Here is a 25538-nt window from a genome sequence, read left to right as displayed (position 1 = left end):
TTCTATAACAGGAGGTAATTTAATATGAATTATTATGAAAGGTCTGATAACTGCTTATATAATCCTATACATGTAAAATTTAATGAAGATTTAAGTATAGGAAGTACTTTTTCTTCTTCATTACAATATCCTTCTTTTTTTACATTAAGAAATTCTTATTTTAATGTAAGCCAAAATGTACTTAATAATATAAACTCAACAATAAAATCTGATGTATTTACATTTAAAAATGGATTAATAGATGAAGAAATACAGGTAAATGATGATAATAATAAAAACAATAACCCAGAAGTTAAGTATAGAGTAATTACAAACTATGCTAATACATTTAGTAAAAACCATATATTAAGCACTATAGTTAATCTTATGGCCTTTGTTGATGAAAAAATTGAATACAATGAATTAAACAATTATAACTTTGATTTATTAACTGGAAATATGTTTACTATTGGAAATGTGTTTAATCCTAATGTTGATTATTTAAAAGTTATAACTAATTATGTCAATTATAAAATAAGTCAAAATAAAGAATTATATTATAAGGATGTAGTTGTAGATATTCCTGAAGATCAAGCTTTTTACTTAACTGATGTAGGAATAGTAATTTATTTCGGAGTAGATGAAATTGCACCTAAGGAATTTGGTATTCCAAGATTTACAATGGAATATAAGAAATTTGCTCCATATATAAACCCTAGATTTTACTGCACTCCTGAAAATATTTATACAGCTATGAGACTAAAATCAAATTATAGAAGATAATATAAAGGATAAAGGGATAAAACATTAAGTTTTATCCCTTTATTATTATTCAGCTATGTTATATACTTCTAATCCTGCATCTTTTATTTCTTTTTTCTTAACCTCTACTAAAGCCTTTAATGTATCTAAAGATGTCATTACTTATAAAACATTAAGTTTTATCCCTTTATTATTATTCAGCTATGTTATATACTTCTAATCCTGCATCTTTTATTTCTTTTTTCTTAACCTCTACTAAAGCCTTTAATGTATCTAAAGATGTCATTACTTCTGTTGAAAATTCTGTTGCAGTTCTTCTTATCTTAAATCCATCTCTTGTAGAATCATTTCCTTTAGTTGGAGTATTTATTACTATATCAACTTGCTTATTTCTTATAGCATCTAATATATTAGGTCTTGCTTCTTCTACTCTGTTAACTATATCAGCATCTATTCCATTATCTTTTAGGGTTTTTGCTGTTCCTTCTGTAGCAACAAAAGTATATCCTAATTCCTTCATATCTCTTGCTATTTCTATAAACTCTTCTTTATCGTAATTATTTATAGTAGCCAATACTACGCCCCTCTTATCAGACATAGTCTTTCCTGCTGCTAAAAATCCTTTGTATAAAGCTTCTTCTAAGTTTTCACCTACACCTAAAACTTCTCCCGTAGATTTCATTTCAGGTCCTAAACTTACATCAACTCTAGCAAGTTTTGACATTGAGAATACTGGAACCTTAACTGATACTAATTTAGGTTCTTTGTATACTCCTGTTCCATATCCTAAATCAGCTAACTTTTCTCCTAACATACATCTAGTAGCTAAATCTACTATTGGTACATTACTTACCTTACTTATATACGGTACTGTTCTACTTGCTCTCGGGTTAACTTCTATTACATATAATTCATTTTGGAATTCTATAAATTGTATATTAACCATTCCAAGTACGTTTAGTTCTAATGCTATTTTCTTAGTGTAATCAAGTATTTTAGCTTTTATTTCATCAGTTACATTTTGACTTGGATACATTGTTATACTATCTCCAGAGTGAACTCCGGCTCTTTCTAAGTGTTCCATTATACCTGGTATTAATATATCCTTACCATCACATATTGCATCAACTTCTATTTCTCTACCTGTTAAGTACTTGTCTATAAGTACAGGATTTTTAGAGTCTCTTTGGAATGCACTTTCTAAGTATTTAGATAACTTAGCTTCATCGTAAGTTATTTCCATACCTTGACCTCCAAGTACATAAGATGGTCTAACTAAAACTGGATATCCTAGCTTTTCAGCTTCTTTTATACCTTCTTTAACTGACCATATAGCTTTTCCTTTTGGTCTATTTATATCTAATTTTTCTAATAATTCTTCGAATTTTTCTCTATCTTCAGCAGCATCTATATCTTCAAAGTCAGTTCCTAATATCTTTATATTCTTTTCGTGTAAGAACTTAGCTAACTTTATAGCTGTTTGACCACCAAATTGTAGTATCACTCCATCTGGATTTTCTTTTTCTATTATGTTTAATACTTCTTCTTCTGTTAATGGTTCGAAGTATAATTTGTCAGATGTATCAAAGTCTGTACTTACAGTTTCTGGGTTGTTATTTACTATTATAGTTTCTATTCCCATGTTTCTTAATGATTTTACACAGTGAACTGAACAATAGTCAAACTCTATACCTTGACCTATTCTTATAGGACCAGAACCTAAAACTACAACTTTTTTCTTATCACTTATTTCTACTTCATCATATTGTTCATAAGTTGAGTAGTAGTATGGAGATAATGCATCAAACTCACCTCCACAAGTATCAACCATTTTGTATGCTGGTTTTATGTTATATAACTTTCTTAATTCACATAATCTTTCTGGACTTATTTTCATCAAGTCAGCTATACCTTTATCAGAGAATCCTTTTTTCTTTAATTCTAATAAGTATTCCTTATTTAAATCTTCTATTTTCATTCCCTTTAACTTTTCTTCTTGCTCTACTATCCACTTAAATTTATTTATAAACCACTTATCTACTCCAGTGATTTGTTCTATCATTTCTACTTTGTAGCCTCTTCTTATCATTTCAGCTAAGTCAAATAGTCTTTCATCATCAGGAACTACTATACTCTTCTTTAATTCTTCTATACTCTTTTCTTCAGAAGGAGCATGAACTAAAGAATATTTTCCTATTTCAAGAGATCTTATACCTTTAAGTATAGCTGCTTCAAAGTTGCTTCCTATACTCATTATTTCTCCTGTTGCCATCATTTTAGTTCCTAATTTTCTGTTTGCTTGCTTGAATTTATCAAATGGCCACTTTGGTATCTTAACTACTACATAGTCAAGTGTTGGTTCGAAACATGCATAAGTCTTCTTAGTTACTGCATTTTCTATTTCATCTAATGTGTAACCTAAAGCAATTTTCGCTGCAACCTTTGCTATTGGGTATCCTGTAGCTTTTGATGCAAGAGCTGAAGATCTAGAAACTCTTGGGTTTATTTCTATTATTGCATATTCTAAACTATCTGGGTTTAATGCTATCTGAACATTACATCCACCCTTAACTTCTATAGCATTTATTATATCTATAGATGCTTTTCTTAACATTTGGTATTCTTTATCACTTAAAGTTTGACTTGGTGCTACAACTATACTATCTCCTGTATGAACACCAACAGGGTCTATGTTTTCCATGTTACATACAGTTATACAGTTACCATTGCCATCTCTTATTACTTCATACTCTATTTCTTTCCAACCTTTTATACTTTTTTCAAGTAACACTTGGCTAACTGGACTTAATTGTAATCCTTGAGTAAGTATCTCTGTTAACTCTTCTACAGTTTCAGCTATTCCTCCTCCAGTTCCTCCTAATGTATAGGCTGGTCTTACAACTACTGGGTATCCTATTTTTCCTGCAAATTCTAAACCATCTTCTAAGTTAGTTACTATATCGCTAACTACTACTGGTTGGTTTATTTGTCTCATTACTTCTCTGAATGTATCTCTATCTTCACCTTTTTTTATAGACTCTACTGAAGTACCTATTATCTTAACTCCATATTTATCTAATATTCCGGCATCATGAAGTTCAACAGCTAAATTAAGACCTGTTTGACCACCCATTCCAGCTAATAAACTGTCTGGTCTTTCTTTTTCTATTATTTTTTCTATAAATTCTATTGTTAATGGTTCTATATATATTTTATCCGCTACTTCTTTATCAGTCATTATAGTAGCTGGGTTACTATTTACTAATACAACTTCTATTCCTTCTTCTTTTAAAGCTTGGCAAGCTTGTGTTCCAGAGTAATCAAACTCTGCCGCTTGCCCTATTATTATAGGTCCTGAACCTAGTACTAAAGTCTTTTTTATACTATCTATTTTAGGCATAATCTTTTCTCCTTATCTAATTAACGATTTTTATAATTTTCTATACTAACTCTAAGAACTTGTCGAATATATAATCGTTGTCTTTTGGTCCTGGACAAGCTTCTGGATGATATTGAACACTGTATATAGGTAACTCTTTATGTCTCATTCCTTCTACAGTATTATCATTTAAGTTTATATGTGTTACTTCCATATTTTCTGGCATTTCAGATACGTAGTAACCGTGGTTTTGAGATGTTATAAATATTTTATTCTTCTCTAAATCTTTAACTGGATGGTTTCCACCTCTATGTCCAAACTTTAATTTAGATGTTTTTCCACCTAATGTTAAAGCTAATAATTGATGTCCTAAACATATTCCTACTATAGGTTTTTTTCCAATTAATTCTTTTATATTTTCTATAACATCTTCTAAATCTTCTGGATCTCCAGGTCCATTTGATAAGAATATTAAATCAGGATTTATTCCTAAAATTTTTTCTGGCTTAGTAGTTGCTGGGAATACTGTTATATCACAATTTCTTTTCGCAAAAGATCTTAATATGTTTTGCTTAACTCCAAAGTCCATAACAGCAACCTTAGCACCTTCACCTTTTATATGCTCTATTTCTTTTCTTGTTACAGTTCTTACTGCTTCAGTATTTCTGAAAGCTTCTAACTTTGATTTTACATCTTCTAAAGATGCATTTTCTAAAGTTATTATACCTTTCATTGTTCCATTATTTCTTAGTATTTTAGTTAATGCTCTTGTATCTATGCCTTCAAGTCCTATAACCTTATTTTGCTTTAAGTATGTATCTAAATCCATCTCACATCTAAAGTTATTTGGATCATTACTTTTTTCTCTAACTATAAACCCTTTCACATGAGATTTATTTGATTCCATATCTTCTAAATTTATTCCATAATTCCCTACTAATGGATAAGTCATTGTTACTATTTGACCATAGTATGATGGGTCTGTTAATACTTCTTGATATCCTGTCATAGAAGTATTGAATACTACTTCACCTATACTATCTCCTAAGTATCCAAATGCTTTTCCTTCAAAAATTGTTCCATCTTCTAATATTAATTTCCCCTTCATTTGACCTACCCCCTATTCATTTTCTATTTCTTTTACTATATTAATTGCTGCTTCACTTGGGTTTTCAGCTTTAGTTATAGGTCTTCCAACTACTAAGTAATGAGCACCTTTATTTATAGCATCCTTAGGAGTAACTACCCTTTTTTGATCTCCTACAGAAGCATTTGCTGGTCTTATTCCTGGACATACTGTAACGAAATCCTTACCACAAGCTTCAACTATTTTATCTACTTCTTGTGCTGAACAAACTATTCCATCTATTCCAGCTTCTTTAGCCAGTTTAGCTCTTTTTATAGCTAGTTCTTCAGTTGTCATATTACATCCTATATCTTGTAAATCTTGATCGCTTAATGATGTTAAAACAGTAACCCCTACTATTATTGGTTTTTCTATACCTAATTTCTCAGCCTCTTCTTTAGCTGCTACTGCACACTGTCTCATACCTTCCATATCTGATACATGTATCGTCATTAACCATACATTATCTCTTACTGCTGCTCTTACTGCACTTTGCATTGTATTTGGTATATCGTGAAACTTAAGATCTAAGAAAATTTTCTTACCTTTTTCTTTTAAATAATCAACTGTTTTTCCCCTTGTAGCTACATATTGCTCTAACCCTACCTTAAATATGTCTACACTATCTTCTAGCTTATCTATCAATTCTTTAGCTTTATCAAATTCATTTGTGTCTATTGCTACTATTAATTTTTCTTTTCCATTTACCATTATGAACTCTCCCTCTTTAATAAAGCCTAAAAAAAATCCTTACACCAAAATGAGGTATAAGGATTTTATCTATTACAGATATCTTTCCCAGCCTCTCTGGACTAGTTTAAAAGACTTTATTATATTTTATTTTTATATTAAAAAACCTCTAACTAATCCAGTTAGAGGTTGAAAATACAAGTTTAAATAATATAAAATATTTAACCTTTTTAGCCTCTCTGGACTACTTTTAAGGATTTTATTGATTATAAATTTATTATTTGAAAATATACTTAATATCCTCTCTGGGATAATTTAAAGTTTATCTTTGTGTATAATTATCACACTTTTAACTTTTAATGTCAACATATATTTTAAGGTTAAATATATTTATTACTTTAAAGTAGCAGTTATATAATACTCTTTTGCCATTCTTTTTTTAACATCTATTTTAGAATAATCAACTTCTAATCCAAATTTATTACATGCTATATCAAAATGTCTAAGCGCTATACCCATACTTATTTTATTATCTTTAATATTTTTCTTTTGTTTTTCTTCATATAAATGAACCATATTTGAGTTATTATATAATATCCAAGGTTGAGAATTTTTCACAGATGGTGCCCATCTAAGTGCTTCTACAATTTTTTCTAAATTTTTATCTAATTTTCTACAAACATGACTTATACGCTTTCGATCTACATCCTTATTAGTCCTAAATAATTTTTCATCTTCATCTGGATAACCAAATGCAATTATTGAATATGGCTGTTCTAAATTTACGTTTTTTGACTCTTCGTTTTTTTCTTCTGATTCTACTATCGTATCATTTTTTTCTTCATCTGAGTCTTTTAGTTGTACAAATTCTAAAATATCTTCTCTTTTTATATTACATTCTAACCAACATGTAGCTAGTCCTAAAGTAGTTAGTTTTAAAACTACCTCCTCCATAGCAAATCCGATATTCTGTAAATAATCATTTCCTTTATTAGATGTTACTATTATATAATGAGGTGCTTTTACCTTGCATTTTTTCCCCATTAAAAAATGTACTAAATGGCCTCTATCTACAACATGTGCTTTTATATCTAATTCTTTATTTAAATAGGTAATTTGTGAACATACATTTTTAACTTCTTCTAATAAACCCTCTTTTACCTTTTTATTAGAGTATTTTCTAGTTGATTTTCTATAAAAAATGGCATCATATAGCTCCATTTACTTCCTCCTAATTAAATCTCTTTATGTGTCTACATTATATTATAAATTCTTTTTTTATTTTTTGTATATGTTTTATGATAAAATATGCTATTTTGCAACATTTTAATATTTATCAATACATTTTATTTATTTTTTATTATATTAGTTTAATAACTCTATATTTTATTATTATTATATTTGTTCAATTTAATTAGTCTATGAATGTATAGAGTATTATTACAAAAATAACCATTTATTTTTATTTATTAAGTATTTTTATAACTTATATGTATTAAAATATAATTAGGTTTAAAAATGATTAAAAATTCAATATCAAGGAGGTTAAATTATGTCATTTGAAAAAAATCTAGATAGATACGCAAAATTAGCAGTTAAAGTTGGCGTAAATATACAAGAAGGCCAAACTTTACTTGTTAGATCGCCAATAGAATGTGCTCCTTTTGTTAGAAAAGTTGTTAAACACGCTTATGAAGCAGGTGCTAAAAATGTACATATAGAATGGTCTGATGAAGAATGTACTTTATTAAAATATTTACACGCTCCAGATGAAACATTTAATGAGTTTCCTAGATGGATATCTGACCAATATGTAGATATAGCAAAAGAAGGTGGAGCTTTCTTAACTGTTTACGCTCAAAATCCAGATTTACTTAAAAATGTTGATCCTCAAAGAGTTGCAAACTTCCAAAAGGCTTCTGGTGTAGCTTTAAAAGAATGGCGTTCTTACACTTTATCAGATAAATGTAAATGGAGTATAGTTTCAATTCCAACTAAAGCGTGGGCTACTAAAGTATTCCCTAACGTGTCTACTGATGAAGCTGTAAATAAACTTTGGGATGCTATATTTAAATGTACTAGAGTAGATAATGAAGATCCTGTAGATGCTTGGAGAAAGCATAATGCTGATTTAAAATTAAGAATGGACTTCTTAAATGATAAGAACTTCAAAACTTTAAAATTTAAATCTTCTAAAACTGATTTAACTATGGAATTACCTGAAGGTCATATATGGTTAAGTGGTGCTTCTAAGGACCCTAATGGTGTTGATTTTAATGCAAATATGCCAACTGAAGAGGTCTTCTCTATGCCTCATAAATTTAAAGTTAATGGTATAGTTCATAGTACTAAGCCTTTAGTATACGGCGGTAATGTGATAGATGACTTCGCTTTAACATTTAAAGACGGAAAAATAGTTGATTTTACAGCTGAAAAAGGTGCTGAAACACTAGGAAAGCTTATTGATACAGATGAAGGCTCTCACTACTTAGGTGAGGTTGCTTTAGTTCCATTTAAATCTCCTATATCAGATACAAATATAGTCTTCTTTAATACTTTATTTGATGAAAATGCATCTTGCCACTTTGCTATAGGCTCTGCTTACAAAACTTGTATAAAAAATGGCGATGATATAAAAGATGAAGAATTAGATAAATATGGAGTAAACAATAGTTTAACTCACGTTGACTTCATGATAGGTTCTAATGATATGAATATAGTGGGTATAACTCATCAAGGTGAAGAAGTTCAAGTATTTAAGGATGGAAACTGGGCATTTTAAAAGAAAAAAAGACTGAAAGTATATACTTTCAGTCTTTTTAATGTTGACGACAAATTTTAATTTATATGAATTAACCTATTTCAGATTAATCTATAGCTTTATTATATTATACATAATTTCTTCCATATAGTAAATTTTTATTTATTATAATTTACTTCTATCCACTCTATCTTGTCCATATATTCTTTAACTAATTCATGAGACATGTCTGGATGTATTGTTTCTTCTGTAGATATAGTTATTGTTGACATAGATATTGCATATTTTACAGTATCTACTATATTTGTATTATTCATATATCCATTAGCTATACCTGCAACAAAAGAATCACCTGCACCTGTAACATTAACTACAGATACTTCTTTAGCTTTTATTTTTCCTTCTTCTATACCATTATTATAGTATATTCCGTCTTCATCTAATGTTATAAATACATTTTTTATTCCTAAATCTATAAAGTATTTACCTGCTTTTCTTAAATCTTCATCATTTTTAATTTCAAATCCGCACATTATTTCAGCTTCATATCTGTTTGGCTTTATAGTATGGAAATATTTAATTAAATGCTTTATATTCTTTGCTTTAGCAGCTGATACTGGATCTAGTATAAATTTAGTATTTTCACTAAATGTTTTTATTAGATATTCAACGATATCAGGTCTATCTGAATCTAATATCATATATTCTGCATTTTTTATTATTTCAGATTTTGAATCTATAAAATCTGTAGTAAACATATCTATTATCTTCATATCAACTACAGCAGATACCATTTCACCTTGCTCATCTAAAATAGCCATATAAGTAGGTGTATACCCACCCTTAACTATTAAAGATTCACTCATATCATAATTCATTATTTTAGAATGTTCCATCATTCTATTTCCAGTTTCATCATCACCTAGAATAGATATAAATTTAGTATTAACACCTACTCTTGCCATACATTCAGCGATATTTCTACAAACGCCTCCAAAAGAAGTCTTTACTTTACCAGGATTAGAATCATTGCATCTATAATTTCTATCTGTAAAACCACAAATATCAAAAACTGATACTCCAAAAACTAATGCATAAGGCTGTCTATTTTCAGTCATCGTTGTCTACCCTCCCTAAGAATCACCTTCCTATTTTATCACATTCTTATTAGTTTTTTCTATATATTTTATACATTAATATTATTTATACATATTTTTACATAAAATTTACTTTTTTCATATATCAACGATGCATATTTGCTACCCCTACGTGTATGTTCGTTACAAAAAAATAGGGAAAATTCCCTATTTTTTAATTGAAATTCAATTTTGCTATTTCTACTGCTGATTTTGCATCTTTTGAATAATAATCAGCACCAATATCTTTTGCATATTCTTCAGTAAGTACAGCTCCCCCTACAAATATTTTTGTATTTAATCCTTCTTTTCTTAGTGCATCTATAGTTTCTTTCATACTATGAACTGTTGTAGTCATTAGTGCACTCAACCCTACTAACTGTATATTATTTTTCTTTGAGTGATTTACAACTTCTTCTATGGGTACATCTTTGCCTAAATCAATTACTTCGTATCCATAGTTTTCTAACATTATCTTTACTATATTTTTACCTATGTCGTGAATATCTCCTTTTACAGTTGCTACTATTATTTTTCCTTTTGATACTGTATTAGTATTATTCTTTGCTAAACTATCTTTTATAGTATTTAAAGAAACTTTTACAGTTTCTGCTGATTGTATTAATTGAGGTAAAAATATTTCACCTTTATCATATTTTTTTCCTACTACATCTAAAGATGGAATTAAAATTTCATCTAATACATAGTTTTCATCATACTTTTTTAAAAGATTTAATGTCGCATCTTTTGCATTTTCTTTTAAACCATGCTCTACTATACTCTCTAAAGATAAATCATGTTTTCTATCATTAGTTGTTTTAATAATATTATTCTTCTTGTAACCACTATATTTCTCTATGTATTTTACACAACCTTTATCTATATTATTTATAACTTTAAATGCATTTATAGTTTCCATTATGCCCTCTTCATTAGGATTTATTATTGGTAAATCTAATCCTGCAGATAAAGCTAAATTTAAATATGTATTATTTAAAGCTTTTCTATTTGGAACACCAAACGATATATTCGATACTCCTAATATAGTTTTTACTCCTAATTTTTCTTTTACCATCTTAATGCATTTCAAAGTTTCTAATGCTTCTTCTTGTTGAGCTGAAACTGTTAATGAAAGACAATCTATAAATATATCCTCTTTTTTTATTCCATAAAATAATGCTTTGTTTACTATTTTTTCTGCAATTTTAAATCTACCTTCTGCCGTACTTGGTATACCTTTTTCATCTAAAGTAAGTCCAACTATACAGGCTCCATATTTTTTTACTATAGGTAATATAGCATTAAGTGATTCTTCTTTTCCATTTACAGAGTTTGCTATAGTTTTTCCATTATAATATCTTAAACCTTGCTCTAATGCCTCTATATTTGAAGAATCCACCTGTAATGGAACATCCATAACTGACTGCATTTCCTTTATAACTTTTAGCATCATTTTCTTTTCATCTATATCAGGCAATCCTACATTAACATTTAAAATATCAGCTCCACCTTCTATTTGCTCTAATCCTAAATTTATTATGTAATCAAGATTTTCATTTATAATAGACTCCTTTAGAAGCTTTCTACCTGTTGGATTTAATCTTTCACCTATAACTGTTGGTGCTTTTATTTCTACAAATTTTGATGGAGAACATACTACACAACTATTATTTTTTTCTATTTCTACTTTTTTTAATATTGATATATTATCTGAAATTTTCTTTATAAATTCTGGGTTAGTTCCACAACATCCACCTATTATAGATGCGCCTAATTGAACAAACTTCTCCACTCCAATAAAAAACTCTTCTGAATCTACATTATATATTGCTTGGCCATTAACTATATCAGGAAGTCCTGCATTAGCTTGTACTATTACTGGAACTGTAGCCATTTTTGATATCTTTTCTACTATAGGTATTAGTTGTTTTGGCCCTAATGAGCAGTTTACTCCAATAGCATCTACACCTAATCCCTCTATAGTTGCAACCATGCTTTCCGGCATACAACCAGTAAAGCTTCTTCCATTTTCATCAAAAGTCATGGTACAAAATACTGGTAAGTTTGTATTTTCTTTTGCAGCTAAAACAGCAGCTTTAGCTTCATACAAATCCATCATAGTTTCTATAATAATTAAATTTGCACCTGATTTTTCTCCTTGTATAGCTTGTCTTTTAAATATTTCATATGCTCTATCAAAACTTAAAGTACCAATTGGCTCTAACATTTCTCCTATAGGACCTAAATCTAGAGCTACAAATCTAGGCTTGGATTTATCTGATTCTTCTATAGCTTTCTTAGCCATATTTATAGCATTATCTACTACTTCTTCAACTGTATATCCTAATTTATCTAACTTAAGCTCATTAGCTCCAAACGTATTAGTTGTTATTACATTTGAACCTGCTTCTAAATATAATTTATGTATTTCAATAAGCTTATCTGGATTTTTTAATCCAAATACCTCTGGATTTTCACCTATCTGAAGACCTTTTTGCTGTAGCATAGTTCCCATAGCACCATCAAATATTAGTATATTATTTTTTATGTATTCCCTTACATCCATAATTATCATCCCCTTTTTTATATTTACAGGTATTATAGTTTGAACATTCTAAACATGATTTTTGTTTATATGTTGATTTATTTTCTGATATACCTATTATTGCGACCACTGATTTTCTAGGTATCATTATTTTATCTTTAGTTATAGTTAAGCCTATTTTATTCGATGTATTTAGTAAGTTTATAATATCTTCATTTATATCTATTGGTAAATCTCCATATCCTGGACTATATCTATTAGTTATATACTTGCCTTCTTTTCTTAGTTCATCTTCTATATTACTTTGTAGTATATCACAAAATTCTTCTATTGCTGTGGTTGCACAGGCATCGATTATAATGCTTTTTGTAAGATTTGAGTATGAATTTATTTTGATTTGCTTTTCTATGTCTATCCCTAAAGTAGTTGATAGTAAAATGCATTGACTACAACCATCTAATAGTTTATATAAGTCTTTGCTCTTTATAGATATGTTACTATCTTTAAATTTTATTTGGTAGCTATCATCTATCTTCTCTTTTAATATAGAATAAACCCCCAAAGTATATCGAGGGTTTATTTTCTGTTTGGTTATTTTTATACACTCATCTATTATATGGTCTAACTTTTCATCTATATATTGACCATTATATTCTAAATATCTTAAAACTTCATTTTTATCTATTTCTATTAAATTAGCAAAGTTTTTTTCCAATTTAATTAATCTCCGTATATATTAAGAGAGAATCCCTTTTCTAGAGCTTCTTTTGCATATTCTTTAGCACCAAATAAAGATAAATCCTTGTAATTTCCACATTCTACTTTAGTAGCTGCTGGTATTTCAGTTGCTTCTAAAACCATTTTTAATGCCTTTTCTAGTCCATCTTTAACTGTTTGTGGTTCAACTTCACCCCACATAATTAAATAAAAACCTGTTCTACATCCCATTGGTGATAAATCAATTATACCGTCTAAAGTTTCTCTTAGATATGTAGCTAATAAATGCTCTAATCCATGTATAGCTGCTGTTCCAAAAGTTTCTTCATTTGGTTGTAAGAATCTTAAATCAAACTTTGTAACTATATCACCATTAGTTCCTTTAAGCTCACAACATTTTCTTATATAAGGTGCTTTTACTTTTGTATGATCTAATTTAAAACTTTCTACTTTTTGCATTTTATCTTCCTCCTAATTTTTTTAAAATATATTTTCCCTTTTTTTAAACCAATCTACAGATTATTTTATGTTTCACGTTTTACATAGTTATGCTTATTTTAATCTTATTTCAATATTTATATTTTATTCTATTTATTTTCATTGTTTCCTTTAAATAAGTTTGTTATAATATTTTGAGTTATTTTTACTTACATTTTACTTGTAGAATATCGTATTATTATTCAAAAACTTCTTAGTAAAGTTTATAAAGTGATACAAAAAGATGATAAAGTTAAATTATTATATAAACTAAAAAATCATACCTTTAAAAGGTATGGTTTTTTAGTTTATATAATAATAGATTATGCTTTTTTAACAACTGAAGATTTTAACTTCATCGCTCCAAATCCATCTATTTTACACTCTATATCATGTCCGTCTGCTGCATCAGGAACTAAACGTATATTTTTCACTTTTGTTCCTATTTTTATAGATGATGATGCTCCTTTTACTTTAAGATCTTTAACTACTGTTACAGAGTCTCCATCATTTAATACATTTCCATTTACATCTTTTATAACATTTTCTTCTTCATTGCTTGCTTCTTGTGACCATTCATATGCACATTCTGGACAAACTAAAAGGCTTCCATCTTCATAAGTATATTCTGAATTACATTTTGGACAATTTGGTAAGTTTTCCATATTTAAATTCCTCCATCTACTGTTCTTCCCTTTGCAATAGGGTTTCTTATAGTTCTATATAATATCATATTATTATAATATTTACAAACTTTGACCCTATATGTACTATTATGTAATTAAAAATGAGGAAAGGCTAATTATCTAACCCTTCCTCATTTTAATTACTTGATTTTATTTGTATCCACGCATTATCATATTCTTTTTTAACATCTTTAGGTAAATCAGTATATATTTCACATCTATCCATTATCTCTTTTGGCATATATGCATTCGGATTATTTCTAACTTCTTCTGGTTGCTCTAATCTTGCTTCTTTATTTGGGGTTGTATAACCTATTTCATCAGCTATTCTTAATGCACTTTCTTTATCACTTACAAAGTTGATGAATTTTTCAGCTCCTGAAACATTTTTAGCATTAGAAGGTATGCATAAACTATCAATCCAGAAGTTTGCACCTTCTTTAGGTACAACATAAACCAAATTAGGGTTCTCAGCTTGAAGATTTAATCCTTCTCCCGACCAAATCATATTTATATCAGACTCTCCAGCTGGAATCATAGTTGTCCCATTATCTACTCCATATATTGGGTCTACTAATTTTCTTTGTTCTAATAATAATTCTTTAGCTTCCTCTATTTCTTTTTGATTTTCAGAATTTAAAGAATATCCAAGTTTCTTTAAAGCTGCACCTAATGTATCTCTATAAGTGTCAAACATAAATATTCTATTTTTATATTTTTCATCCCACAATATATCCCAGCTATCAACATCTTCTTTCACTACATCTTTATTATATATAAGTCCTACTGTTCCAAACATATAAGGCACTGAATATTTATTGCCTGGATCTATATCTAAGTTTAAGTAATCTTCATCCATCTGAGATATATTAGGTATATTATCTTTGTTTAATTCTTGAACAAGGTTATTTTTAATCATCCTTGGCATTAAAGCATCAGATACTAGAATAACATCATATTTAACTCCTGAATTACTAACTTTTTGGTACATAGTTTCCATGTCATCAAAAGTTTCAACATTAACTTTTATACCATATTGTTTCTCAAATTCTTTTATAGTCTCTTCATCTATATTTTCTCCATAGTTAAAAAAACTTATTTCTTCAGAATAATTTTTATTACATCCTACAAAAGATGTTCCAATTATTATGACACAAATTGATAAAAGTAATAATTTAAATGATCTTTTCATATTATAATTCCTTCCATTTTTATATAATTATTCTAATACCCTAAACTAAAAATAATCAATCTATTTTTCTATAATTTTTGAAATTTAACAATAAATATATATATGGATATTAGAACTATTATAAAATAAGAGTATAAATATTATAAATAAGATTTTATTTGTATAATAATTTATAACATTGAATATAATATGTAAAAATAAGTTGTAAATTTATTTATTATTTCTATTTAGAAATAATAAACCTCATAAATATATTAAATGTTATATACTTATGAGGTCTTAATTAGTTATAAAATATTTCAATTTTATTTAAAATTTAGTCATCGTATCTGTCATCGTAATCATCGTCATAGTCATATCTGTCATCATCATATGGTTCTATACGCTCTTTACTAAACTCTATTATTTCACCTGTTAATGCATTTACTGATATATCGTATTCATAACCATCTTTTATAAGCTCTGCTTCATATTCTGGTGTTGAGTCATTATCAAAGTGGAACCCTCTTATTATAGCTCCTGGAACATTGCTTAACATTATTGACTTAGCTTTTGATTCTCCTATATATGTTCTATTAGTTGTGCTTCCATTATTATTTGTAGGCACATTGTTATTTACATTTGTATTATTATTTGTAGCTACATTGTTATTTGCATTTGTATTACTATTTGTACTTGTACTGTTATTTATTGTTGGATTATTATAATTTCTTATACGTTCTTTACTAAACTCTCTTATTTCACCTGTTACTGCATCTACTGATATATCATACTCATAATCACCTTTTATAAGTTCTCCATCATATTCTGGTGTTGCATCATTATCAAGATAGAATTTACTTATTGTAGCTCCTGGTACTTTATTCAGCATTATTGATTTTGCCTTTGATTCTCCTATATAAGCTTTCCTAGTTGTACTTGCATTATTATTATTTTGCGTAGTACTTTGTTGAGTATTTGCTGATGCATTATTTGCATTTCCATTACTATTAGGTGTAAATATAGCTTCTTTTTCAAACTTAATGATTTGTCCAGTTTTTGCATTTACATCAACTTCATACTCGTAATTATCTTTTATTAAAGTTCCATCATATTTAGGAGTTTTATCATCTCCATCATATGAAAATTCTAAAATATTTGCTCCTGGTACCTTATTTAACATTATTGATTTTGCTACTTCTGGTGTCACTTGTTTCACATTACTTACTAAATTTTGTGATGCATATGATACACCTACTACTGATATCCCGAAACCAGCTACTATTCCTAAACCTAATGTCAAATATTGTTTTGCCTTCATAGTTGTCTTATCCTCCTAGTTGTCTTATTATATAAAATAATTTTTAAATCCATAAAATTTAAAACTAATATTATAAATTTTTATTCAAATTCTATTGTTTAAAAACTACAGTTACTTTAGTGTATTTATCTAATTCACTACTTATAAAAACTTCTCCATTATAATTTTTAACTATCCTACTTGCAATAGATAAACCTATTCCGAAAGAACTATTATGTTTTCTAGATTTATCTACTTTGTAAAATCTTTTCATAACATTATTAATTTCTTCACTTGGTATACCTATACCATTATCAATAACTTCTAGTTGCATTTTATTTGATATTTTTTTAAAATTAATTCTAATTTCTATATTATTTTTATTGTTGTATTTAATTGAGTTATCAATAAATATAATTAATAATTGTTTTAAATCATTAGGGTCAATTTTTACTTTTATGTCATCAATATTAGTAATATAATTTACATCTGGATTTAAAATCTTATACTGTTCTATTACTTCATTAATTATTATTTTTGGTTCAATTTCATTTATATTTTCTAAGTCTATCTCTACTTTTTCTGCTCTAGATAAAGTTAACATATCATTTACTATTTTTGTCAGTCTTTCGACTTCGCTTATGCATGTATCTAATGATTTTTCTAAACGTTCTTTATCATTTTTTCCCCATCTCTTAAGCATACTTAAATGTCCATTAAGTGCTGTTAATGGTGTTTTTAATTCATGTGAAGCATCTGATACAAATCTAGTTTGCTCATCAAATCCATGTTGAATTTCATCCATCATTGAATTAAATACAGTATTTAATTTATCTATTTCATCATTTACTTCTGAAATTTCTGCTCTTTTATTTAGTCCATTTGCCTTTATCTCATTCATTGTTTCTATAAGTTTCCTAATTTTATATATGAATTTTTTAGAAACATACATAGCTCCTATACCACTTAGTATTAATCCTAAAATTATAGATACTATTAAAATTGGTAAAGAATTATCTATAAAATCACCAAACATTTCATTTTCTAATACTATTTGTAATGTATATTGTGAATTATTTATTTGTATGGGACCTGTTATTAATTTATATATTTCAAAATCAAAAGACTTAGATTTTATATGAATATTTTGATTTGCATAATCAAAATTAATATATTGCCATACTTCTGAAGGTGATTGATAGTATAGTTCATTTGGCGAATAAATTCTAATATATTCATCATTTTCATTGTAATCTAGTCTTTCTAAATACTCTATAAATCCCTTTTCTGAAAATTCTGTATTAATACTATTAGATAAATTAATAATTTCTTGATATCTACTCTTTACTAAATCTATTTCATGTTTATCTATAAATATCCAGAATACAACTAATTGGCTAACTGTGTATATGGTTAAAATTAAAATAATTGCAAAAAAAGAATTTTTTGTAATTTCTAAGAATATTGGTCGTTTTTTTAGTTTCATATTTAACTCCTCATTATATAACCAATAGACCTAACAGTTTGTATATATTCTTCTTTATTTTCATTATTTAATTTAGATCTTAGATGTCTAATATATACATCAGTAACATTAGTTTCTGTATCATATCCCCATATTCTTTCTAATAATTCATCTCTTGTAACTACTTCATCTTTGTTTTCTATTAATATCATCAATAATTCGTATTCTTTATTTGTTAAGTTGATTTCTTCATTATTTCTTTTAACTATTCTTGATTTTGTATCAATTGTAATATCTTTAAATTTAAATATAGAATCTTTTGGATTAGATTCTCTTCTAAAAACTACTTCTATACGTGCAAGTAGCTCTTCTATAGCAAAAGGCTTTGATATATAATCATCTGCTCCTAATTTAAGGCCATTTACTTTATCTATAACACTACTTTTTGCACTAAGCATTATAACTGGAGTAGCTTTTACTCTTTTTATTCTTCTACATATTTCAAATCCATTCATTGATGGGAGCATTATATCTAATATTACAAGGTCGTATTCATTATTTAGAGCTTCTTCTAGACCTTCTCTACCATCTTCTTTTATACAAACCTCATATCCTTCATATTCTAATTCTCCCTTTACAAAATCAGAGATACTACTTTCATCTTCAACAATTAATATCCTATTCACTATAACCACTCCCTTATAATTTATTACTTACTGAAATTATACTTTTATGCGATTTAAATGTAGTAATCAATCATCTAATTCTGTAATAATAGATTGGCATACACTGTTACTTTCTAAGAATATTATCTTAATGCTTAATTTATATTCGGTTTAAAATATTCTATTATTTATAAATAGCTTTTATTTTTTCTAGCTACAATCTTTAATTTAATTATATAATATAGATTTTAGTTTTTCATGAATACAGAATTAGAGTTAAATTAAAATTTTTTAATCTTTTTTAATTTATTAATTTTTATCTAATATATACCATATTATAAATATAAAAATATATTTCTATACTTAATAATACGGTAATCTACAACTTCTTCTATAGTTTTTAGCTATCTTATATTTATAGGTAAATGGTAAGGTTGTAAATAATACAAATTAAAATAAAAGGTATCTTATTATAATTTAAATTATAATAAGATACCTTTTTGTTAGTTTAACTTGTTGCGCTAGTTAATTATAATTGCTGAAAATATTAGAGCCAAACAATCTCTATTTTGATAGTTAAAACTTCGTATAGTAACTTCAATATGTTTAATAAAATAACTAACACAACAGATTAATTTACTATTCTATAAATATAGTTTTTAATATGTAGTACTATTATTTAATCATTATAATAGTAGTTTTCAAAGTCTGATATAGCTCCATATTTTGAATCAACAGTAACTTCTCTAATTATATTATTTTTATCCTTTATCTTTATATCATATTCTAATCCTAAATGATCTAAATCTATATCTTTAGTTACATAAACAACTTGTCCTGGAACTTGTGAAAGTGCTATTTCTTTTGCTTGTTGTTCTGTATAGTTTATATTTGATTTAACTATATTGTATAATACTACTCCTCCAAGTGCACATAATCCGATTGCAGATGCTGAAAAAATTGAAACAACCTTTATTATGTTTTTTTTAGTTTTATTTTTCTTTTCATCTACTGTAACTACATCTATTATATTTTCTGTATTTTTATCCATTAATTTATCCTCCTAAATATTGCTTCCTAATTCATGTCTAAATTATATAATATGTATTTATAGTTGTCATGAAATGTAAATTAGAGTTTTGTTAAATTTTTTTAATTTTTACATAATATTTAATAATTAATAGATTTATCTAATATAAAAAAACCATATCATCTACTTGTGATATGGTTCATTATTATTTATTCTAAACGCTCTATAAACTTGTTCTAACAATATAAGCCTCATTAATTGATGAGGGAAAGTCATCTTAGAAAAAGATAACTTATAATCGGCTCTTTTTAAAACTTCATCTGATAATCCTAAAGAACCACCTATAACAAAAGTTATATGACTATTGCCTCTAACCGCTAACTTACTCATTGTATCTGCAAGTTCTTCCGAAGATAAATTTTTACCATCTATAGCAAGAGCTATAACATAGCTATTATTTTTTATTTTACTAAGAATTTTTTTACCTTCTTTATCTTTGACAATAAGCATATCCTTTTCACTTAAATTTTCAGGGCATTTTTCATCATCAAGTTCTATTACATCTAACTTACAATACTTAGTTAATCTCTTTGAAAATTCATCTATTCCTAACTTTAAATATTTTTCTTTTATTTTACCTACTCCGATTATAGTTATATTCATAAATTTCTCCTTAATCCGTCCTACTTTTATATATACTATTTTACATTATATATATCAGATACTTCTTCTCTTAATAAAACATCTAGTTTTAGATCTTGTCCAATTATTATATCATTTTGAGCTAAAATAGATTTAGATGTTTCATATGCTAACTCTGGGAAGTTATTCTCTTTACTTAAGTGTGCTAATAATATTCTTTCTGTTCCTTCTTTTACAAGGTCTATACAGAACTTAGCTGCATCTTCATTTGATAAATGTCCTGTATCTGACATTACCCTCTTCTTTAATGAGTAAGGATAAGATCCCATCATAAGCATATTAGGGTCGTAGTTTGATTCTAATACTACTAATTTTGATTTATATAAGTGTCTTCTTATATTATCCGTTATCATTCCTATATCTGTAGCTATAGACATTTTCTCATTTTCCGCATAAAAATTATATCCTACTGCATCGGATGCATCGTGAGATATAGAAAAAGGTCTTATTATTAAATCCCCTAAAGAATAACTTCTATCATTTTCAAATACCTTCATATTGCTATCTTTTATATCCCCAAGTTTATCCTTCATTGCACACCAAGTTTTTACATTTGCAAATATAGGTATATCATATTTTCTAGATATTATACCTGCACCTTTTATATGGTCTGAATGTTCATGTGTAATAAATATTCCTTTTATATTTTCCATATCTACATTTATATCATCAAGACCTGTAGTTATTCTCTTCCCACTAAGGCCTGCATCTACTAGTATGTTGGTATCTTTATATCCTATATAATGGCAGTTCCCACTACTTCCGCTTCCTATTGAACAATATTTCAGCATACTGTCACCTCATTCTTTATAGTCATAGATTATATTATACCAAAAAATTAGAGCATTAAATAAAAATTTAATGCTCTAGTTAAAATTTACTTGTATTCACTTATTATTTTATCTATATCTATACCTTTTTTATTCCATAAATCAACAAATTTAGCTCCATTTACATTTTGGAACATATATGTGTTGTAGTATTCTTTTAAAGTTTCAAAGAATACTTCATCTCCCACTTTTTTTCTTACTTCATTAAATGCTAATGCTCCTTTAGTATATACGTTTAAGCTATAATCTATCGAATTTTTATATTGAGTTGTTGCTTTAAATATATCTTCACTAGAATGATTTCTTGTTTGCATTTCCATAGTCTTTATAAGTTTAGACCCTACTTCTTTACCATACTTTTCTTCAAAATAGAGAACCGTCGAGTATTCTGTAAGAGCCTCATCTAACCAAGGTTCACTTATTTCATCATTTCCAATTACTGAATACCACCATTGATGTGCAGTTTCATGTGCTATCACGTATTCAAGTAAAAATTTGTCCTTTTCATTATATAAACTTTGATCAATCATAACTAGTGTTGGATATTCCATTCCACCTATGTAAAAATCACTTGCTATTACTGAATATGTATCATATGGGTATTCCCCAAATAAATTACTAAATATACTAATTGAATCTTTAGCTATCTTAGTTACTTCTGTTGATAGCTTTTCATTTAAATTATATGTATTTATATTCACACCTTTATAAGTGTCCTTCTTAATTTTAAATTTATCACTTAAGATAAATGCAAAATCTCTTACTTTTTTTGCTTGTATTTCATAAAGTACTTTTTCTGAGTCAGATTTCTCTGAAACTATGTTTCCTGTGCAACCCACTTTATATTTTCTAGGGATTAGTAATTTAACATAAAAATTACTTGTATCACTATAGAATGGATCCCCTACTGCTTCATAACTCTTTAGATTCCATCCCCTATCATCATGAACACATGCTATAGGAAACCAGTTGGTTATATTTATAGTATTTTCCCCATATCCAAATCTTCCTTCTGAGTTAGGTATTTTTACATTAAACTTCATATCTATGGATATTTTTTCACCTGGCTTTAGTTGTCTTCCTATTTTTACTTCTAATAAGTCATTTTTTTCACCTTTTATCTCATATTCCAACTTATTATTATTATTTAATACATTTTTTATATCTATATATCCTTCATTGAATCCATTTGGATATGCTTGATTCATTTCATCTTTTTCAAATGGAGCAAACTCTTTCTTAGAAAAAGCATTAGGATATATATGGAAGTATATTTTGTCTAAAGCTATATTTGTATTATTTACATACTCTACATTTTGATTACACATTAGCCTTTTACTTTCATCATCGAAAATAACATCCATAATATATTTGTTTAAATTTTTACCTTCTTCAATATTTGATGTTTGTACAGAATTTTTGCTCTGATATACATATACTCCGCCCCCTATAACAATTAATAACGTGAGTATCGTTCCTGTTAATATTCTTACTTTTTTCGTAAAGTTTATTATCAACTTCTTTCCCCCTTTCTTTTTTAATGTGAATAATTTTTCTGTTTTTTCTGTAAGATAAACTTGTGTAATTAAAGTTTTAGCTTTTTATGATATAATCTTATCTGAGGTGATAAAATGTTTTTCAAAGAAGTCAATGAGATAGATTTAGGTGAAACTACTATTGCCAATATCTTTATAGATATATTTATGCCTATGGCTAATGGATTATACGTTAAAGTTTATCTTCTAGGTTATAGACAAGCATGCGACCCTAACTCTAATCCTAAATTTGATAATAATTCAATTGCTAAGAATTTAAATATACCTCTTTCTGATGTAATAGATGCATGGAAATTTTGGCAAAATAAAAATATTATTAGAATGCATAAAAATGAAGGGTTAGATGATTTTGACTATTCAATAGAGTTTTTAGACTTAAAGAAGTTTTATATGGACAATATGCATATAAATACAAAGTCTATAAAATCTAATAGTGATAGCATAGTTTCAGCTTCAGAAAACCCTAGCGTTAGAAAGATGTTTACTACGATAAATAAAATAGTTGGAAGATACCTTGACCCAGGTGAAAAAATAAGTATATTAGAAATAATGAATAAATATAATATGGATCCTGATATGATAGTATGTGCTTATGAATATGTCAGGGATAAGCACGGTTCTTCTAGACCTGTTAAGTATATTGAATCTATTCTTAGAGGATGGTACGATTCTAACTTATTCACTCCTCAAGATGTTAAAGATAGCTTTATGGTGAGAAGTGAAAGATATATGATTTATAAAACGATATTTAATGAGCTAGGATTCTATAGACAGCCATCTAAGCCAGAAGAAAGAATTATGGATAGTTGGTTTGATAAGTATAATATGGATATTGAAGTTATATTATCTGCATGTTCTAGAGCTAAAAATACATCTAACCCATCTATATCATATATAAATGGTATAATTGAAAAATGGAAAAAATCTGATGTAAAGACTTTAGATGACATAAAAAGACTTGATGATGAGTTTAAGAAAAAATCTGAAGAGAAAAAACAAGTATTTAAAAACACTAAATCATCTGAGCCTACAGTAAAAACTAGATTCCATAATATAAATCAAACATTTACAAAATATACACCTGAAGAGCTTGAAAAAATGCTTCAAGAAAGCCAAAAAAATAAATTTAAATAGGTGATTAAATGAAAGAATCAAAAATAAGAGAAATACTTATTTCTTACCAAAAGAAAAGAGATAAAGCTGAATCTGATTTAGAACTTAGGAAAAACGATGTTTATTCACAAATTCCGGAGTTTAAAAAACTAGATGATGAAATAAGCAAAGTTGGTTTACAATTAGCTAAATTAGTATTACAAAATCCATCAAATAAAGAAAATATTATTTTAGAATCTAAGAAAAAAATGGATGAATTAAAAAGTCAAAAAAAAGAGCTACTAACTAAATATAAAGTTCCAAATGGATATCTTGAAATCCAACATGATTGTAATATATGCAAAGATAAAGGATTCTTAGATAATGGACATAAGTGCAATTGTTTAAAACAAGAAATAATAAATGAAGCATACAAAATGTCTAATATATCTAGGATGCTTGAAAAAGAAAATTTCACTACTCTAGATACAAATATATTTTCTTCTGAAAAAGATCCAGAATCTAATATATCACCACAACAAAATATGCTTCAAATAGTATCTATATGTGAGTCATTTATATTAGATTTTGATAAAGATAACGGAGAGAACTTATTGTTCTATGGTGATACAGGACTTGGAAAAACTTTCATGTGTAACTGTATTGCAAAATCTCTTTTAGATAAAGGACATCTAGTTATATATCAAACTGCATTTAAAATGTTTGAAATAATAGAAGACTATAAATTTAAAAATGCAGATAGTCATATTTCTAAGGAAAACTACGAAAATTTATTTGACTGTGATTTATTAATTATTGATGACTTAGGAACTGAACTTACAAACTCATTCACTAATAGTGAATTATTTAATATATTAAATACTAGACTTTTATCTGGTAAGAAAACTATTATATCAACAAACTTATCTCCTATGCAATTAGGTTCTAATTATGCACAAAGGATATTCTCAAGAATATTTGATAGATTTAAAATGGTTAAGTTTATCGGAAAAGACTTAAGATGGGAAAGTAAACAGTAATAGAAGAAAAATACTCTTAATATTTTTCTTCTATTTTTTTATTTATAAAGTTATATAGGTTTATAATCATATTTAAGTTTAATTTCGACATTCTTAATACTCTATATTAAATTTTATATCCAAAGTTTAAAGTTAATATCATTTTTGTAATGTATGAATTTATTTCTTTTGTATACTATTTTATAAAATAAAAAACTCTTAGAATAATCTAAGAGTTTTATTGGAGCTGGTGATAGGAATCGAACCTACAACCTGCTGATTACAAGTCAGCTGCTCTACCGTTGAGCCACACCAGCATAGTATATTAAATTGGCGACCTGGAAGGGACTCGAACCCTCGACCTCCAGCGTGACAGGCTGGCATTCTAACCAGCTGAACTACCAGGCCGCATTTATGTAATTGGTGGGACTAACAGGGCTCGAACCTGTG

21 protein-coding genes and 2 tRNA genes are annotated in these 25538 nt (G+C 27.3%); 4 read left to right on the top strand and 19 right to left on the bottom strand.

Going from position 1 to position 25538, the window contains the following annotated elements:
• Nucleotides 1-24: 24 nt before the first annotated feature.
• Entirely contained in the window at nt 25-762 is a 738-nt protein-coding gene (locus BN7997_RS00345) for an RsiV family protein (protein WP_071118900.1), read from the top strand.
• A gap of 172 nt (nt 763-934) precedes the next feature.
• On the opposite strand, the gene carB is transcribed toward BN7997_RS00345, so the two are convergent.
• The 4 genes from carB to BN7997_RS00325 form a co-directional block, all read right to left on the bottom strand.
• A complete protein-coding gene (gene carB, locus BN7997_RS00340) occupies nt 935-4141 on the bottom strand; it encodes a carbamoyl-phosphate synthase large subunit (RefSeq protein WP_071118899.1) in 3207 nt (1068 codons plus the stop codon).
• Nucleotides 4142-4181: 40 nt separating this feature from the next.
• Nucleotides 4182-5228, bottom strand: coding sequence for a carbamoyl phosphate synthase small subunit (locus BN7997_RS00335; RefSeq protein ID WP_071118898.1), 1047 nt, complete (start codon nt 5226-5228; stop codon nt 4182-4184).
• A gap of 12 nt (nt 5229-5240) precedes the next feature.
• On the bottom strand, nt 5241-5957 hold the full coding sequence (gene pyrF / locus BN7997_RS00330; RefSeq protein WP_071118897.1) for an orotidine-5'-phosphate decarboxylase: 717 nt from the start codon (nt 5955-5957) through the stop codon (nt 5241-5243).
• Nucleotides 5958-6329: 372 nt separating this feature from the next.
• Nucleotides 6330-7157, bottom strand: coding sequence for a nitroreductase family protein (locus BN7997_RS00325; RefSeq protein ID WP_071118896.1), 828 nt, complete (start codon nt 7155-7157; stop codon nt 6330-6332).
• Nucleotides 7158-7488: 331 nt separating this feature from the next.
• Between BN7997_RS00325 and BN7997_RS00320 the strand changes: the two genes are divergently transcribed.
• A complete protein-coding gene (locus BN7997_RS00320) occupies nt 7489-8718 on the top strand; it encodes an aminopeptidase (protein WP_071118895.1) in 1230 nt (409 codons plus the stop codon).
• A gap of 137 nt (nt 8719-8855) precedes the next feature.
• On the opposite strand, the gene BN7997_RS00315 is transcribed toward BN7997_RS00320, so the two are convergent.
• The 13 genes from BN7997_RS00315 to BN7997_RS00255 all read right to left on the bottom strand — a co-directional run bounded on the left by BN7997_RS00315 (nt 8856) and on the right by BN7997_RS00255 (nt 22938).
• A complete protein-coding gene (locus BN7997_RS00315) occupies nt 8856-9815 on the bottom strand; it encodes a carbohydrate kinase family protein (protein ID WP_071118894.1) in 960 nt (319 codons plus the stop codon).
• A 193-nt stretch (nt 9816-10008) separates the two neighbouring features.
• Complete coding sequence (locus BN7997_RS00310; protein ID WP_071118893.1) at nt 10009-12399, bottom strand: homocysteine S-methyltransferase family protein; 2391 nt, start codon at nt 12397-12399, stop codon at nt 10009-10011.
• Nucleotides 12371-13093: a vitamin B12 dependent-methionine synthase activation domain-containing protein gene (locus tag BN7997_RS00305; RefSeq protein ID WP_071118892.1), complete on the bottom strand. Its 723-nt coding sequence runs from the start codon at nt 13091-13093 to the stop codon at nt 12371-12373. Before BN7997_RS00305 ends, BN7997_RS00310 begins: the two co-directional genes overlap by 29 nt.
• Nucleotides 13094-13098: 5 nt before the next feature.
• On the bottom strand, nt 13099-13554 hold the full coding sequence (locus tag BN7997_RS00300; RefSeq protein WP_071118891.1) for an S-ribosylhomocysteine lyase: 456 nt from the start codon (nt 13552-13554) through the stop codon (nt 13099-13101).
• Nucleotides 13555-13895: 341 nt separating this feature from the next.
• Nucleotides 13896-14237: a zinc ribbon domain-containing protein YjdM gene (locus tag BN7997_RS00295; protein WP_071118890.1), complete on the bottom strand. Its 342-nt coding sequence runs from the start codon at nt 14235-14237 to the stop codon at nt 13896-13898.
• A 157-nt stretch (nt 14238-14394) separates the two neighbouring features.
• Complete coding sequence (locus BN7997_RS00290; RefSeq protein ID WP_071118889.1) at nt 14395-15450, bottom strand: ABC transporter substrate-binding protein; 1056 nt, start codon at nt 15448-15450, stop codon at nt 14395-14397.
• Between the two features lie 316 nt (nt 15451-15766).
• Nucleotides 15767-16750 carry a PepSY domain-containing protein gene (locus BN7997_RS00285; protein ID WP_071118888.1) on the bottom strand — a complete coding sequence of 328 codons (984 nt, stop codon included), beginning with the start codon at nt 16748-16750 and terminating at the stop codon, nt 15767-15769.
• Nucleotides 16751-16841: 91 nt separating this feature from the next.
• Nucleotides 16842-18215 (bottom strand): sensor histidine kinase, encoded by a 1374-nt coding sequence (locus tag BN7997_RS00280; protein WP_071118887.1) that lies wholly within the window; start codon nt 18213-18215, stop codon nt 16842-16844.
• 2 nt (nt 18216-18217) lie between these two features.
• A complete protein-coding gene (locus BN7997_RS00275; protein WP_071118886.1) occupies nt 18218-18880 on the bottom strand; it encodes a response regulator transcription factor in 663 nt (220 codons plus the stop codon).
• 658 nt (nt 18881-19538) lie between these two features.
• On the bottom strand, nt 19539-19910 hold the full coding sequence (locus BN7997_RS15870; protein ID WP_071118885.1) for a PepSY domain-containing protein: 372 nt from the start codon (nt 19908-19910) through the stop codon (nt 19539-19541).
• A 162-nt stretch (nt 19911-20072) separates the two neighbouring features.
• Nucleotides 20073-20552, bottom strand: coding sequence for a 23S rRNA (pseudouridine(1915)-N(3))-methyltransferase RlmH (gene rlmH, locus BN7997_RS00265; protein ID WP_071118884.1), 480 nt, complete (start codon nt 20550-20552; stop codon nt 20073-20075).
• A gap of 35 nt (nt 20553-20587) precedes the next feature.
• Complete coding sequence (locus BN7997_RS00260; protein ID WP_071118883.1) at nt 20588-21382, bottom strand: MBL fold metallo-hydrolase; 795 nt, start codon at nt 21380-21382, stop codon at nt 20588-20590.
• 86 nt (nt 21383-21468) lie between these two features.
• Nucleotides 21469-22938: a M1 family metallopeptidase gene (locus BN7997_RS00255; protein WP_071118882.1), complete on the bottom strand. Its 1470-nt coding sequence runs from the start codon at nt 22936-22938 to the stop codon at nt 21469-21471.
• A 114-nt stretch (nt 22939-23052) separates the two neighbouring features.
• On the opposite strand from BN7997_RS00255, the gene BN7997_RS00250 reads away from it, so the two are divergent.
• Together BN7997_RS00250 and BN7997_RS00245 are read left to right on the top strand one after the other, a co-directional pair.
• On the top strand, nt 23053-24111 hold the full coding sequence (locus BN7997_RS00250; RefSeq protein WP_071118881.1) for a DnaD domain protein: 1059 nt from the start codon (nt 23053-23055) through the stop codon (nt 24109-24111).
• Between the two features lie 8 nt (nt 24112-24119).
• Nucleotides 24120-25109 (top strand): ATP-binding protein, encoded by a 990-nt coding sequence (locus BN7997_RS00245; RefSeq protein WP_071118880.1) that lies wholly within the window; start codon nt 24120-24122, stop codon nt 25107-25109.
• A gap of 221 nt (nt 25110-25330) precedes the next feature.
• Here BN7997_RS00245 and BN7997_RS00240 read toward each other — a convergent pair.
• Nucleotides 25331-25405, bottom strand: a tRNA-Thr gene (locus BN7997_RS00240).
• A gap of 14 nt (nt 25406-25419) precedes the next feature.
• A tRNA-Asp gene (locus BN7997_RS00235) sits at nt 25420-25496 on the bottom strand.
• Between the last annotated feature and the right edge of the window lie 42 nt (nt 25497-25538).

The sequence above is a fragment of the Romboutsia timonensis genome, assembly GCF_900106845.1.
GTDB classification, from domain to species: Bacteria; Bacillota; Clostridia; order Peptostreptococcales; family Peptostreptococcaceae; genus Romboutsia; species Romboutsia timonensis.
Note: the sequence above shows the minus strand (reverse complement) of the source record. Positions and strands in the feature narration are given on the sequence as shown.